The sequence below is a fragment of the Paenibacillus sp. MBLB1832 genome (genome assembly GCF_032271945.1).
Classification (GTDB): domain Bacteria; phylum Bacillota; class Bacilli; order Paenibacillales; family NBRC-103111; genus Paenibacillus_E; species Paenibacillus_E roseopurpureus.
Genome location: NZ_CP130319.1, coordinates 3,968,416 through 3,983,593, shown reverse-complemented (window position 1 = coordinate 3,983,593; position 15,178 = coordinate 3,968,416). Strand labels below are relative to the sequence as shown.

Sequence of the window (15,178 nt, the reverse complement as noted above, 5' to 3'; positions counted from 1 at the left end):
GTATATGAACAGTCAAATAGCGCTATTTGTTTCGCCAAAGGGTAACGACCATTGGTCAGGAACACTGTCCGAGCCGAATGAAAATCAAACGGATGGCCCGCTTGCTTCCGTATACAAGGCCAAGGCAAGAGCAGCGGAGATTCGCTGCAATACCAGCCCAACCGATGAAATCACGGTCTACCTGCGGGAGGGCAGGTACTCCTTCCGTCATACCCTTGCTTTCACAGAACAGGATGCAGGCGGCGTCAGCTTCCAAGCCTATCCAGGAGAAACGCCTATTATTGATGGCGGCAAACGAATTCAAGGGTGGCAAAAGGAGACATTGAATGGGAAGGAGGTGTGGGTGACCTATGTTCTCGAGGTGAAATATGAGGGTTGGCAGCTTAAGCAGCTGTTCGTTAATGGATCCAGAAGGGAACGCCCGCGTCTTCCGAAGCAGGGATATTATTGGATCGAGGATGTGCCGGGATTCGATGAGACGGTCGGATTGTTCGATGGAACCTGGGGATTCATCTGTAAGGAAGGGGATTTTCAGAACTGGTCCAATGCAGAGGATATCGAGGCTGTTGTTCTGCATCACTGGATCGAAGAACGCTTGCCGGTTCGTTCCTTCCAGGAGGAAGAGCGATATGTCAGCTGCAGCAAGAAAAGTATATTTGCCCTAAAGCATGAAGATAATCATCGCTTCGCCAAGTATTATGTTGAGAATGTATTCGAAGCATTGACGGAGCCTGGCGAGTGGTATGTGAACAGTAAGACAGGGAAGCTTTATTATTTGCCTATGGAGGGGGAGCAGTTGGATCAGCTGGAGGTATATGCCCCCTATGTGGAAACGCTAATCAGTCTAAAGGGAGATGCGGCTGAAAGGAAATATATAAAGCGTATTACATTCCAAGGCTTGGTCTTCGAGCATGCCGCTCACCGTCATGGCATCGTCAATTTGCAGGATCTCACCCCACCGCAGCGATCCTTCTTAAGTCCGGACATTGATTATGCCGGATCGGTTCAGGGGGCGCACATGGTCTCTGCTGCCTTACACTTTGAGGGTACGATAGATTGTGGTCTCATCGATTGCGAGGTTCGCCACTGTGGCGGCTATGCGATAGAGCTTGGACAGGGCTGCTTCGAAACACAGGTAGTCGGCAACAGGTTGTATGACTTGGGAGGCGGGGGTGTAAAAGTCGGAGGAACAGATGCGTATGGTGCTGTGTCGCTTAGGAATGGCAGGCACCAAATTACCGATAATCACATCCATCATTGCGGCCTCATCTATATGAGCAGTATTGGGATCTTGCTTAAGCATTCTTATGGAAACCGAGTCGCTCATAACCATATCCATGATCTGTACTATTCAGGTATTTCCTGCGGCTGGGTATGGTCTTTCTCGGAGAGCGTATCGAAGGAAAACTTCATCGAGAAGAATCATATCCATCATTTGGGCCAAAAGGTGCTGAGTGACATGGGTGGGATTTACCTGCTAGGCGTTCAGCCAGGGACCTACGTGCGCGGAAATGTGATCCATGATATCGAATGTGAACATTATGGAGGCTGGGCTATTTATTTGGATGCCGGCAGCTCCTATATCATCATAGAGAACAATATTGCCTATCGCTGTAACGACACCATCTTCCATCAGCATTACGGCAAGGAAAATATCGTTCGCAACAATATTATGTATTCGGGAGGCAACGCCGTTGTAGCGCTGAGCAATGCTTATCCGCATAACAACTTGACCTTCGAGCGCAATATCGTGCTGTCGCAAGGCAAGCATTACTTCGCTGGAGGCTATGCATGTGATTACAGCAAGCACAATCTGTATGCCGACTTGAACCTATTCTGGCATACGGAGGACGCCACCGGCAGCCTTAAGGAAGGAAAGCACGGTGTGCCTGTCTTCACACTGGATGCATGGCAGAGTCTGGGCTATGATCGAAATTCCATCGTGGCTGATCCTGGATTTAAGGATTTGGTTAACGGCGAGTATGAGCTTACGGACGACTCGCCCGCGATCCGGATAGGATTTCGTCCCTTTGACCTAAGCGATGCTGGTCCTCGCAGCCGAGTCCCGAAGGGAGTGCTTCAGGATGTCCGTGGATAGGCCGGTTGCTCTAGTCACTGGGGCAACTAGCGGAATCGGGAAGGCCGCCGCCCTAAAGCTCGCGGAGCATGGAATCAGGTTAGCATTAACGGGGCTTGACAGCGAGCAAGGAATGCTCATGGTTCAAGCTATCCAGGAATTAGGTGGGGAGGCTATGTTCCTGCCTGCTGATTTATCGGATCCTTCTGCTCCTGGACAGATCATCAGCCGTGTACAGAACAGATGGAATCGGCTGGACATTCTTGTAAACTGTGCGGCTGCGATATGCAATAAACACATAGATAAGATCGTACCCGAGGACTGGGATCATTTATTTGCAGTCAACGTAAAAGCTCCTTTTTTTCTTACGCAGCAGGCTCTGCCCATGCTTAGAATAAGTAAGGGGACTGTGATCAACGTTAGTTCGATGAATGCCATTAGGAATGCAGCTAACAATCTGGTATACGATTCCCTTAAGGCAGCGCTAAATCATATGACTCGGGGACTGGCTAAGGAATTGCGCGAAGATGGTATCCGCGTGAATGCTGTTATGCCCGGAGGTACGAGAACACCTCTGCTGCAGGAATGGTTCATTCAGAAGGAAGGTAATGAAGCTCAAGGGGCAGTTCGATTTAGGCAAACGGAGTTTGATGGCAAAACGGCACAGCCCGAGCAAATTGCGGAAGTCATCTATTTCCTTACAACTGCTCAAGCATCATGGATCAATGGTGCAGATATACCAGTAGATGGCGGCGTATTCCTTGGGTAACACCCAGCAAAGTTGAAGAAAAGGCGGATGGGTCTTGTGAAACTCGAGGTTGTGCTGAAAGAAAAAGCAATTGTTGGAGAAGGTCCCAGCTGGGATGCTGAAAACGGACTGCTGAATTGGGTGGACATTCTAGGGCAGAAGGTGCACAGCTTCCATCCGGCCTCAGGGCGCAACGATACCCTGCAGTTCGATCAGTACGTGGGCACTGTCGTTTCCCGTGATTGCGGCGGCTTGGTTGTTGCGCTTCAGGATGGGATTTATGCTGTTGATGAACACGGTCAATTGATGTCAAGGCTGGCGGCTCCCGAGGCGCACCTGCCCCGCAACCGATTCAATGACGGCAAGTGTGACCCGGCAGGGAGGCTCTGGGCAGGAACTATGTCGATGGACCAATCACCGAGGGCAGGCGCACTGTACCGGTTAGATCCCGACCTGAGCATTCATCGCATGCTTACTGAGGTTACGATTTCCAACGGACTTGGCTGGAGCCCGGACGGGTCGGTGATGTATTTTATCGACACTCCGACCATGAAAGTTGTTGCCTATGAGTATGAGCTATTAACGGGCAGCTTGGGGAAGGTTGTCACGGAGATTGTCATTCCTGAGCCTGGCGCTCCGGATGGCATGACCGTCGATGAGGAAGGGATGTTGTGGATTGCTCATTGGGGCGGTTCCCGTGTATCCCGATGGAACCCCTATAAGGGAGAATGCTTGGAAGAGGTGCAACTGCCTGTGCAGCTGTGTACGTCTTGTGTGTTTGGCGGTCCCGAGTTGAATGAGCTGTATATTACGACCGCAAGAGGAAGGCAAACAGAGTTGGAACTGAAGGATCAGCCGCATGCGGGAAACCTATTCCGACTTCAGATGAACGTCAAGGGACAGCCTAGCTACAAGTTTAAGGAAATAAATAATCATTTAGGGGGCAATGGCAATGAGTAAATTGAAATTACTGAGCACGGCATTGAGTATGATGATAGTAGGATTAACGGGTTGTTCAGCTGCAAATACAGCTAATACAGACGCCTCGGCGTCAAAAGAAACGCCAACCGTCACCATCATGTCCATTCGTGATATCAACTATGAGGACAATAATCCGATCAATCAAGAGTTGGCTAAACGCACAGGAATCCAAGCCAAGTGGATTTGGGTACCAAGCAGTGAATACCAAACCAAGCTGAATACGATGATTGCCAGCAACGACCTACCTGACATCATTTATTATGACAGCCCATCCAAGCTTGTGGAAATGGCAAATAACAATGTGATCATTCCATTAGACGACTTATTGAAGCAGCACGGCAAACACATTCTTGAGAATAAAGGTGACTATTTGAAGGGTGCAGCTACGGTGAATGGGAAGGTGTTCGGTATTCCGCAGGCCAGAGACATCGGTGGAGAATCCCTAGCGATACGTAAAGACTGGATGGATAAGCTCGGATTGAAGACGCCTGGTACTCTGGAGGAATATTACATCGCTCTTAAAGCGTTTAAGGAAAAGGACCCTGACGGCAACGGGAAACAGGATACGATTCCACTTGGTTTAACACTGGATTATCCAAACACCTTCAATCATATTTTCGGTGCCTTTGGTATCTCTATGGATTGGAACCGGGAGAGAGGACAATATATCGATGGAAAAGTATTGCCAGCGATACTACAGCCCGGGTTTCTAGATGCCATTAAGTATTATAACAAGCTTTATAATGAAGGGCTTGTCGAACCAGAGTTTTCAACGATCAAAGGTGTTCCTGAGTACACGAAGCTCTGGACGGGAAATATGGGAAGCTTCAATTTCCAGCCGCCGGGTACGACCCAGAACTGGCTGGCACGCTATACCGAGAATCCTAAGCCAGTATTCGCTTATACTGTTATTAAAGGAACAGGCGGCATCGGTGGTCAAATCAAGAAATACAATGAAGATGGACCATTTGTTTCCATTACTTCCAAATCCAAAAATCCGACTGCAGCCATGAAGCTAATGGACTACCTGATTTCTCCTGAGGGCGACCAATTGATCTTCTGCGGATTGGAAGGTACGCATTATAAAATGGTGAATGGACAGTGTCAGAAGCTGGAGCCTTACACGGATCCCGCGAAGATTGCAGATCAAGGTGTAGCCATCTATTATGGCCTGATGTATCGTGTGAAGGGAATGGAGTTCCAGAACTTTAATGACGTGACCAAGGAAGGGATCCAAGTCGCCCTGAACAATACACTAAAAGACCCACATTTGCGCCAAATTCCAGAAGTTGAGCTGAATCAAGGGAAGATCATGACGGACATTGTAAAAGAGTTCGTTGCCAGTGCCGTCACCTCAAAAGGTAATTTAGACCAGATGTATGAAAGTTATAAGAAAAAATATATGGATGCCGGCGGTACGAAGTGGATCGAACAGGCAACGGAGATATATAAGAAAGAAAATAATATCAAGTAGTAGTTACCCTAGTTTTTTATATTAAGAAAGCTTATAAAACAATGTAAGGAGTCGCAATCACTATGAGAATCATCGCTTATTTGAACGGAGCAGGCGAAAGGAAAATGGCCGCCGTACCAGGAGAAACAGAGGCTTATCCGCTTCAAGGCCTTAACTTTCTTGATCTTGTGAAAGCTGCAGAGGAGCAAGGGATCACCTTGCTTGCACTTACCCAGAAGCAGATTCAAGGGCAAGGTCCCGTAGCAGCAGATTGGACACAGCTGAGATTGGAGCAGCCGGTGCAAGCGCCTGAGGTCTGGGCGGCTGGCGTGACCTATGAGCGAAGCAAAGAAGCACGTAACTATGAGGCAACTGAGGGCAGGATGGATATGACCACGTTTTATGACAAGGTGTATGATGCGGTCCGTCCTGAGATCTTTCTGAAATCAACACCAGCCCGTACCGTAGGTCCTAATGGTTATGTTTCCCTTCGAAGTGACTCCTTTTGGCAAATTCCGGAGCCAGAGCTCGGATTGGTTCTGAACCGCCATGGGCATGTGATAGGCTATATCGTTGGCAATGACATGAGCTGTCGCGATATTGAAGGAGAGAATCCGCTGTATTTGCCTCAGGCAAAGATTTGGCGGCGGTCCTGCTCCATCGGACCTGCGATTCGATTGGCAGACACAGTGGAGGACCCATACGCATTTCAAATTAGTTGCCGGATTTTCCGTAACGATAAATTAGTGACGGAGGGCCATGCCACAACAGGGCAGTTGAAGCGTAGATTGGATGAGCTTGTGACCTTTCTTACGCGTGACAACGAAATTATGGATGGAACCATATTGCTTACAGGCACGTGTATCGTTCCGCCAAATGAATTTAGTCTTGCCGAGGGTGATCGAATCGAAATTGCGATTTCCGGTATCGGAACGCTTGTTAATATTGTGAAATCCGCATAGCAGTGCAAGATAATAAATAGAGGGGACTGTCAGATTAATGGCTATTGAGCTTGGAAAAACATATCTTAACTATATTGATGGGGGCTGGGGGCCCTCTAGGTCGGGGAACACGGCAGCAAGCCTGAACCCAGCGAATATTAATGAGATCGTGGGATACGTTCAGCTATCGACTAAGGAGGATCTGGACCGTGCGGTAGCTTCTGCCAAAGATGCCTCCAAGTCTTGGCGTCGATTGGCAGGAAGTGCTAGAGGGGAGTTGCTGATCAAGGCGGCAGCGGTTCTAGAGTCACGACTAGAAGAAATTGCGGAGACAATGACGCGTGAAATGGGCAAAACATTTGCCGAGGCAAAGGGAGAGACAGCACGCGGAATTGCTATTCTACGCTACTACGCAGGAGAAGGCATGCGCAGGATCGGCGATGTCATTCCTTCCACGGATAGTGAAGCGCTAATGTTGACGACTCGTGTGCCGCTTGGCGTCGTGGGAGTGATCTCGCCATGGAATTTTCCTGTAGCGATTCCGGTTTGGAAAATGGCGCCGGCGCTGATCTATGGCAATACTGTTGTGCTTAAGCCTGCACAAGAGACGGCCGTCACTGCAGCGAAGCTGGTCGAATGCTTCGCAGAAGCAGGCCTTCCTGCCGGTGTAGTCAATCTGGTTACCGGAAGTGGTGCATTGGTCGGCCAAGGCTTGGCGGAGCATCCCGATGTGAACGGAATTACCTTCACAGGCTCCAACCAGGTAGGCAAGCGTGTAGCGCAGGCAGCCTTAGCTAGGGGGGCCAAGTATCAGCTGGAAATGGGCGGCAAAAATCCGATCATCATTGCGGCGGATGCGGACCTGGATCTAGCTGTTGATGCGACCATTAGCGGAGGACTTCGCTCTTCAGGCCAGAAATGTACAGCGACAAGCAGAGTCATTATTGTGAACGAGGTATATGAGGCGTTTAAGAAAAGGCTGCTTGCTAAGCTTGAAGGCATTACCATAGGCAACGGAATGGACGCCGGAACCTGGATGGGGCCTTGTGCCAATGAACAGCAGTTAACAACAGTACTCTCTTACATCCAGCAAGGCCTAGAAGAGGGGGCTGAGCTGATGTTTGGCTCAATATCTCGTGCCGAGGGGCCGCAACTAACGAAAGGGTACTTTGTCAAACCAGCCGTCTTCGGAAATGTTAGCTCACGGATGAGGATTGCACAGGAGGAGATTTTCGGTCCAGTGCTTGCATTGATTCGCGCCGAGTCTTTCGAGGAGGCCATCGCTCTAGCCAACGACACCGAATTTGGTCTCAGTGCATCCGTATTCACACAGAACATCGGAAACATGCTTACCTTCATCCAGGACCTGGATGCCGGCTTAGTTCGTGTTAATTCGGAGACCGCTGGGGTGGAACTTCAGGCTCCATTCGGCGGTACGAAGCAGTCCAGCTCGCACTCAAGAGAGCAGGGTCAAGCGGCAATCGAATTCTTTACATCGATTAAGACTGTATTTATCAAGGGATGACACCGATAGCGCGATGCTTCCACAGAGCATTCGACTAACCATTTGTTCACATGAAATTAAGGGAGGGATATCCTGGTGAGTAAGTTCGTCTTAGCAGAAACGATTACAGTGGAGCAGCGTTGGTCGCCTCCGAGTTGGGCACTGATGGAGCGACAGCTCTTTGACACATTAAACCGTGCAGCTATCGAATATGTCCAGCGATACACAAGGGAGGATGGAACGCTGATCTGGCGTGAGGATTGGCCGGGCATGGATGGATCTGACGATCCGTACGAGGCCTTCATGAATTTGTCCTTACTGTATGCATTAGGTGGGAGCGAAGAGGTGCTGCGCTTATCACGACTGATGTTCGAAGCGGTGACATGGCAGTGGACGCAATATGGCCAGATTCATGAGGAATTTGATGCGTATTACGATTGGATGCATCATGGAGAGGGCAGTTTGTATTTCTACTTCCAAGGGTTATCTGATCCGCATGCACTGAAAAATCGTCAACGTGCTGTACGCTTTGCCAATCTGTATACGGGACGTAACGCAGAGGTTGGTAATTATGATCAGGAGCTGGAGCTGATTCGATCACCAATCACTGGCAGCAAGGGTCCGCGCTTCGAAATGACAGAGGAGGACTGGTGTACACATCGGGGCGTACTGGATAACTATCTCGCGCCATTCGAGGATATTCCTGGAGTTGAATTTGCAAGCGGGCAGTGTCCTTGGTCCAACGACGAGGTGTACGCGGAAATTATCAAGCGTATGAATGAACGGAAGGCTAAGGGGGATGTGCCGCTAAATCTGAATGCGACGGGTCTAGTTACTAACGCTTACCTATACACGGGCGACGAGCATTACGCGAGGTGGGTTCTTGATTATCTGCAGGCTTGGGAAGAGAGAACTCAGCAGAACGGCGGGATTACACCTGATAATATCGGTCTTACCGGTAAGATTGGCGAGTATAACGATGGCAAATGGTGGGGCGGTTACTATGGCTGGCGCTGGCCGCATGGCTTCATGACGATCATAGAGCCGATATTGAATGCTTCGATGAATGCCGTGCTGCTGACTGGGGATAAGCAAAAGCTTGACCTGGCCCGTCAACAGCTTGATCGCAACTGGGAATTAGGGTGTGAAATCGAAGGCAGGTGGCATACACCGCATAAGCATTTTGATGCCGGATGGACGGACTACCGCGTTCCGCGTCCCACGTACCCGGTTTTCCTCTGGACAATTTCGATGGCTGAGGAGGATGCGGCCCGAGTAGATCGTATTCCCTATAACGAGATTTATTCGAATATCGAAATACCTATCATTTCTGGTGGTAACCGGAAGACGGGCAAGGATACAAAGCATTATATTGCTAATACGATCCCATGGTATTTGTTCATGCGAGGCCGTAACACAGGATACCCTGAGCAAATTTTGCAGCAAAATCTGGAGTTAATCGCCAAACAATTGGAAAAAATGCGTTCTCCAAAAGGCGATCCATTCAGTTGGGATTGGAATCACCCAAACAGTATTCACCAATGGCAGGAATACTGTCCGCTTTATTATGAAGGACTGCTGCAGATGACATTAGGCGCCCCTATGCACATATCTCATGGGGGACTTCAGCACGCAAGGGTGCGTTATTATGACAGTATCGTGAGGCGTCCGGGACTTCCACAGGATGTCGCTGCATTGGTAGATGCTTTGTCAGATGATAACATGACGCTGACAGTGATCAATGTATCGGAGTTTGAGTCCAGGGAAATCATCATTCAGGCAGGCAGCTTCGGGGAGCACCAGTTTACCGGATATGAGATGTACAATGCCCAAGGCGATCTGTGTGGACAGGGCGTCTTAGACAGCAAATGGCTGCATGTGAAATTGGCCAGCGGCAGCGGTGCCAAGCTGAAGCTTTCGATGCGAAGATACGTGAATACGCCATCTTACGAGACTCCTTGGACTGGCGAGTATCGTAAGAGCGACCCTACTGGCGTCCTGCGAGGCCGTACCAACTAAATGAAGCGTTCTTATGCCCGAGTATTCAATTAATGATGAGTGCAGACGAAGTTTTGATCAATCACTGCAAGTCTTGTTTACTTATGAAGGTTTAAAATGATAAAGGTTCGGGGATTATCCTGATCCTTTTTCTTTATATAAACAGGCAGGGGAAAACAAACATTTAACAGCAGCGAAAGACCGTAACAAATCAGGAACGGAGAAAATTTCTGTAGGGAGGTTTAATGGAGCATGAGCTATTATTCGGAAGACTATAGAGTGTCCAGAGAAATCCGCGAAGAGCAGTACGATCAACTAAAGCGATATATCGCCGGCAAGCTGACTCTGGAGGTTGAGAGAAATGCGGATTTGTTCCTCCCCGACACTTCAAGCCTCTCCGGCTATATGACCTCTCTAACTGATTACCGGTTATATTATGAGCGAGTGATGGGCTACGACGTACTGACCGCCTCGCCTCTTCCTCCAGTGATTGCTCGTGAGGAATACGTTGCGGAAGACTCCGTAAGTAGCATCTATCGCCTCTATATCGAGGTGGAAGATGGGCTTGAGTGTTACGGCCTTTATTTGCTCCCTCGCACCATTGCCAAGAAGTATCCTCTGATGGTGCACCTGCATGGTGGCGGGGGCTGCCCAGAGATGATCTGCAGCTTCGGGAAACCGAACAATTATAACGAAGCCTCTCGGCGCATGGTACAGGCGGGATTTGCCGTATTCTGTCCGCTATATTCATTCCGCAGCTTCGCGGATGAGGAGGATACGGCGATTCCACCAGAATCCCGCGTGCTACTTGAGAACAAAGCACGCGAATGGAATACTTCTTTGACTGCTATCGAGCTGTTTAAGCTGCGAAGATCACTCGATCATCTGCTTGCCCGGCCGGAGATCCAGTCCAGAGAGGTAGGCGTCGCCGGGCTTTCCTATGGAGGCTATCATTCATTGATCAGTGCGGCGCTCGAGCCGAGGTTCCAATTCTGCATCTGCTCTTGCGGACTTGTGGTAGAGAACCCAAACGATTATTCCCATCTCCACGCGCGTCTTGGCAGCCGAATTGTGCTCCACCAGTTGATTGCCATGATCGCCCCTCGCTTATGTATCATTGAAGCTGGACTTTTCGACGAGGGCAAGCCGCTCGAGCCAGGAAGGTGGGTGATCTCTCAAGCCGCCAGGTACTTTGAGGAGCTGGGTATACCGGAGAAGCTTCACTATATCGAGTTCGACGGCACTCACGAATTTCATCTGAGCAGATCGCTTACTTATTTGCTCGGTAGTCTTAGTTGGTTAGACAATAATTGATATTTTTTAAAAAATATGATACATTTTATGTATAATTATTTTTTATTGGGGGAAGAAGACGATGAAAATTACGGATATTCAGACGTATGTGGTAGACTGCTATCGTACAAATTTTGTTTTTGTAAAAATATTCACGGATGAGGGAATCCACGGAGTAGGGGAAGCTACCCTTGAATATAAGGAGCATGCTGTGCAAGGGGCGATTGAGGAACTGAAAAGATACTTGATTGGCAAAAGTCCCTTGGATATTGAAGCTCACTATCATAACATCTATCGTGATGCTTATTGGCGTGGTGGAGCAGTGCTTATGTCTGCGTTAAGTTCTGTGGAGATGGCCATGTGGGATATCTCGGCCAAGGCACTAGGGGTGCCGGTGTATCGTATGCTTGGCGGCAAAGTTCATGAGAAGGTCAAAGTATATGCCAACGGCTGGTTCGCTGGAGCGAAGACACCGGAGCAATTCGCTGAAAAGGCGAAAGAAACCGTTGCCCGTGGCTTTAAGGGGATGAAGTGGGACCCGTTCGGTCATTCCTATTTGACGATTACTCATGAAGAGTTGGATCTAGCCCTGCAATGCATTAGCGCCGTACGGGAAGCCGTAGGCTTCGGCGTTGATCTGTTTATTGAAGGTCATGGTCGCTTCAATGTACCAACGGCCATCCAGATCGTACAAGAGATCGCACCGTTCAAACCGGTCTGGTTTGAAGAGCCGGTACCACCAGATAATGTGGATGCGCTAGTGCAGGTAAGAGCGAAATCCAAGGTTGCAATAGCAGGCGGAGAGCGATTATACACACGTTATGGCTTCAAAGATGTATTCGAGAAACGGGCATTGGATTATGTGCAGCCAGACGTTAGTCATGCTGGCGGGATCCTCGAGATGCGCAAAATTGCTTCGATCGCCGAGTCGCATCATATCCCGTTTGCACCGCACAATCCAAGTGGTCCAATCGCCAATGCGGCTACGCTTCAGATCGCCGCTTGTAGTCCGAATTTCTTTTATCTCGAAATTATGGCCACGGATGTACCTTGGCGCAAGGACATTACGAATGAGAATCTGCGTTTCGAGGATGGGTATATGTACATACCTGATGAACCAGGTCTAGGAATCGATTTGAACGTGGAAGCGTTGAAGGAGCATCCTTACATTCAGCACGATTTACGACATTATACAGGTCAACTGACACAAATACGACCGCCGGGTGCAATTCATTATTTTTAATTGAGGAATCTTAGTTAGGAGGCATAGCATGTTTGATTTACAAGGAAAGATCGCACTGGTTACGGGGTCGTCAAGAGGCATTGGTAAAGCCATTGCGCTGCAATTGGCAAAGGCTGGAGCAACAGTGGTTATTAATTCCAATGAGCATTATGACTCTATGAAAGCAGTTGTGGAGGAAATTAAGCAATTAGGAGGGGAAGCAAGAGCCATTCAAGCCGATGTTTCCAACGAGGATGAAGTCAAGCGACTGTTTGCTGAGATTACCGATTCCTATGGCAGATTGGACATTCTTGTGAATAATGCAGGCACTAGCCGTAATGAAACGATCGATGAAATTACCTTGGAAGGTTGGAAGTCGCTCCTTGATATCAACTTGACAAGCTGCTTTTTATGTTCACAGCTGGCCATGGAACTGATGAAGCGGCATCAATTCGGTCGTATTATACAGATCTCTTCCGTGGTGGCTCATCAAGGAGCATTGTACGGTCATGTCCATTATTCGGCTAGCAAAAGTGCACAGCTGGGTTTTACGAAGACGCTTGCGAGAACAGCCGCACCCCATGGCATCACGGTCAATGCGGTAGCTCCGGGCATTATTCTTACCGAGCTGTTGGAGCAGACGCTGGGTGAAGATAAGATCAGCACGTTATCTGCTTCCATTCCAATGGGCATGGGTGAGCCGATAGACGTCGCTAATGCCGTTGTTTTTCTGGCAAGTGAGGAGGCTAAGTATGTAACGGGAATTACGCTGGATGTGAATGGCGGGCAATATATGAGGTGAGGGAGAATGGGGGGCTCGGCATGAAGCTGGAAGTGGGAAGCATAGTTTTATCGGTATCAGAGAATGGGCGACTGAATGCAAGATCAACAAGAGAGATGCTTCAGGACCTTGTCCTTGATGGGTATTTGTCGTGGAAGCTTGTCCTTCAACAGCCTTCTAAGCCTTGGTTGGCAGGCAAGAGTTTGACGATTACGAGCACGAGTGCAGCACCATTGCTGGAAAATATTAAAAATGGGATCTCCATGACCTATGCCAATTTGGGCTCTGAAGAGCCTTTATCTATGCTATTTCTCCAGATAGAAATTACCATTGCCGATGGTGACGGGCTAAATATCCAAACTCGATTGCGCTGTGACCATCCGGAGTGGTACGTAAAGGAGCTAAGAGGTCCCATTTTAAATGGCGTTAATTTTCCTCGCGGATCAGTAATCCTATTGCCGAATGGGTTGGGTCAGCGATTTGATGACTTGAAGAGCTTGGGAAGTCAAACCCTGCTGTATCCAAGTGGAAGAGCGACTATGCCATGGTTCACGTTGACAGCGTCGCAGGGGGGGATTTATTTCGGATCACATGATCCGGAAATGAGTGCTAGGGAGTTGACGATAACCAGTGAGGAAATTGCGGGAAAAGTTGCCTGTGGGGTCCATTATTATATCTACAGCCATCAAGGGGTCACATGGAGCTCTCCACCCCTAATCGTCAGATGGTATGAGGGAAGTTGGCATACGGCTTCCCGCTATTATCGTTCGTGGTACGATTCCGTCGCGTCCATCCTTGACACCCCAGCCTGGGTCAAGCAATCATCGGGCTGGCTGCTGGCCGTGCTTAAGCAGCAGAACGGGGATGTCATGTGGGACTACCGCAATGGTATTGATCAGCTTTGCGAAATTGCTGCAGCTCGCGGCTTGGATACGCTTGGACTTTTTGGCTGGGCGCACGGCGGACATGATTATCTATATCCGAATTACATACCAGACCCTCTGATGGGGGGCGTCCCTGAGATTCGTGCAGCATTGGTGAGAGCTAGGAAGCGTGGTTTGCGCACCATCCTTTATGCAAACGGTGTTATTATGGATTCGTCCACCGAGTTTTACCGTTATCAAGGCAACGATACCGTACTGCTTAAAGAAAACAAAGAGCCTCAAGTGAGCTCCATCCGTAAGTTTAATAGCTCTACGCCAGTCACTTTCGCCCAAGCTTGTCCTGGATCTGAAACATGGCGCAAGCAGATGATGTCACTAGCGATCCAAGCGAATGAACTTGGGGCGGATGGTATTTTGTACGATCAAATTGGCGTATATGGTCCCGCTTTCTGTTCGAGCCACCAGCATCGGCACATTTCTCCAACCACGGCATTTACGCAGGAGCGCAGAAGTATGATCGAGGAAATAGCCGCCCATATGCGTAGCATAAACCCGGAATTCATTGTAATGACAGAAGGCATCCACGACACATTGCATAACGGTATTACCTATGTGCATGGTTGGGGTTCGGGCTTTTCCCCTTCGGAGGCCAAGCATAACATGTTCAGTGGAGCCGCCAGTTTTCCTAAGTTGTACCGCTACACGTTTCCTGAGTTGCCGATGCTTCAGCGACACTCGACACCAATGCTCGATCGATACTATGCGAATTACGCTTGTTTTTACGGTCTTCGTTTTGAGATTGAAACTCGGTATCAGCCGGATGTAAAGTATTTATGTCATGACCAAATTCCGCAACAAGCAGATTATGAAGATGTGGCTTATTACCCGCCCGACCTGGCGTTGATGCAAAGCGTCTCTCCAGAGTTCGCAAAACTTAACTTAAGAACGATGATTTTCTTTACCGAAAAGTACGCAGCGTTTTTGCGAAGTGGCCGATTCACGGATGCGGAAGGTTTCTTTATAGAAGGTGATGGACTTTTGGCAAATTCGTTCATTTCGGAAGGAAAGCAACTGGCTGTTCTTGTCTGGAATCCTGATGTAGTTGCAAAGAATTGCAAGGTGTGGGCTGAAGGTATGGTGATTCAGGTTTGTGCCGAAGCGGATTCTGGTGATGTGGATTGTTCACAGCCGATTCCGCCGCAAACCCTTCGGATATACCTGTTTCAACACCAGCTCGCATAAAATGTTTGGAACCCGTTTCTTGATTTGATACAATAACCTATAGGAATATCACAA

11 protein-coding genes are annotated in these 15,178 nt (G+C 48.9%); all 11 read left to right on the top strand.

The genetic code is table 11. The features are described 5' to 3' along the window. Nucleotides 1–4 precede the first annotated feature (4 nt). The 11 genes from MJB10_RS17840 (at nt 5) to MJB10_RS17790 (ending at nt 15,124) form a co-directional block, all read left to right on the top strand. A complete protein-coding gene (locus tag MJB10_RS17840; RefSeq protein WP_314796848.1) occupies nt 5–2,098 on the top strand; it encodes a right-handed parallel beta-helix repeat-containing protein in 2,094 nt (697 codons plus the stop codon). Next, nucleotides 2,085–2,846 (top strand): SDR family NAD(P)-dependent oxidoreductase, encoded by a 762-nt coding sequence (locus MJB10_RS17835; protein ID WP_314796846.1) that lies wholly within the window; start codon nt 2,085–2,087, stop codon nt 2,844–2,846. The genes MJB10_RS17840 and MJB10_RS17835 overlap by 14 nt, the downstream gene beginning before the upstream one ends. A gap of 36 nt (nt 2,847–2,882) precedes the next feature. Then, nucleotides 2,883–3,785 (top strand): SMP-30/gluconolactonase/LRE family protein, encoded by a 903-nt coding sequence (locus MJB10_RS17830; protein WP_397386540.1) that lies wholly within the window; start codon nt 2,883–2,885, stop codon nt 3,783–3,785. Beyond that, nucleotides 3,778–5,280, top strand: a complete 1,503-nt coding sequence (locus MJB10_RS17825; protein ID WP_314796844.1) for an extracellular solute-binding protein — start codon at nt 3,778–3,780, stop codon at nt 5,278–5,280. Before MJB10_RS17830 ends, MJB10_RS17825 begins: the two co-directional genes overlap by 8 nt. A 62-nt stretch (nt 5,281–5,342) precedes the next feature. Then, nucleotides 5,343–6,221 (top strand): fumarylacetoacetate hydrolase family protein, encoded by an 879-nt coding sequence (locus MJB10_RS17820; RefSeq protein ID WP_314796841.1) that lies wholly within the window; start codon nt 5,343–5,345, stop codon nt 6,219–6,221. A gap of 37 nt (nt 6,222–6,258) precedes the next feature. Then, on the top strand, nt 6,259–7,725 hold the full coding sequence (gene gucD, locus MJB10_RS17815) for an alpha-ketoglutaric semialdehyde dehydrogenase GucD (protein WP_314796839.1): 1,467 nt from the start codon (nt 6,259–6,261) through the stop codon (nt 7,723–7,725). 75 nt (nt 7,726–7,800) lie between these two features. Then, nucleotides 7,801–9,723: a hypothetical protein gene (locus MJB10_RS17810; RefSeq protein WP_314796837.1), complete on the top strand. Its 1,923-nt coding sequence runs from the start codon at nt 7,801–7,803 to the stop codon at nt 9,721–9,723. 231 nt (nt 9,724–9,954) lie between these two features. After that, the gene (locus tag MJB10_RS17805; protein WP_314796836.1) at nt 9,955–11,016 is read left to right on the top strand and encodes an alpha/beta hydrolase family protein; all 1,062 of its coding nucleotides are present in this window, start codon (nt 9,955–9,957) and stop codon (nt 11,014–11,016) included. Nucleotides 11,017–11,077: 61 nt separating this feature from the next. Next, a complete protein-coding gene (gene dgoD, locus MJB10_RS17800) occupies nt 11,078–12,238 on the top strand; it encodes a galactonate dehydratase (protein ID WP_314796834.1) in 1,161 nt (386 codons plus the stop codon). A 28-nt stretch (nt 12,239–12,266) separates the two neighbouring features. Then, the gene (locus tag MJB10_RS17795) at nt 12,267–13,019 is read left to right on the top strand and encodes an SDR family NAD(P)-dependent oxidoreductase (RefSeq protein WP_314796832.1); all 753 of its coding nucleotides are present in this window, start codon (nt 12,267–12,269) and stop codon (nt 13,017–13,019) included. A 20-nt stretch (nt 13,020–13,039) separates the two neighbouring features. Then, complete coding sequence (locus tag MJB10_RS17790) at nt 13,040–15,124, top strand: DUF6259 domain-containing protein (RefSeq protein WP_314796830.1); 2,085 nt, start codon at nt 13,040–13,042, stop codon at nt 15,122–15,124. The last annotated feature ends 54 nt before the right edge of the window (nt 15,125–15,178 follow it).

What these genes read in the sequence shown, in the direction of transcription:
- MJB10_RS17805 (WP_314796836.1), top strand. Translation starts at nt 9,955, where the DNA reads ATGAGCTATTATTCGGAAGACTATAGAGTGTCCAGAGAAATCCGCGAA.
- MJB10_RS17825 (WP_314796844.1), top strand. Translation starts at nt 3,778, where the DNA reads ATGAGTAAATTGAAATTACTGAGCACGGCATTGAGTATGATGATAGTA.
- dgoD (WP_314796834.1), top strand. Translation starts at nt 11,078, where the DNA reads ATGAAAATTACGGATATTCAGACGTATGTGGTAGACTGCTATCGTACA.
- MJB10_RS17840 (WP_314796848.1), top strand. Translation starts at nt 5, where the DNA reads ATGAACAGTCAAATAGCGCTATTTGTTTCGCCAAAGGGTAACGACCAT.
- MJB10_RS17790 (WP_314796830.1), top strand. Translation starts at nt 13,040, where the DNA reads ATGAAGCTGGAAGTGGGAAGCATAGTTTTATCGGTATCAGAGAATGGG.
- MJB10_RS17795 (WP_314796832.1), top strand. Translation starts at nt 12,267, where the DNA reads ATGTTTGATTTACAAGGAAAGATCGCACTGGTTACGGGGTCGTCAAGA.
- MJB10_RS17835 (WP_314796846.1), top strand. Translation starts at nt 2,085, where the DNA reads ATGTCCGTGGATAGGCCGGTTGCTCTAGTCACTGGGGCAACTAGCGGA.
- gucD (WP_314796839.1), top strand. Translation starts at nt 6,259, where the DNA reads ATGGCTATTGAGCTTGGAAAAACATATCTTAACTATATTGATGGGGGC.
- MJB10_RS17820 (WP_314796841.1), top strand. Translation starts at nt 5,343, where the DNA reads ATGAGAATCATCGCTTATTTGAACGGAGCAGGCGAAAGGAAAATGGCC.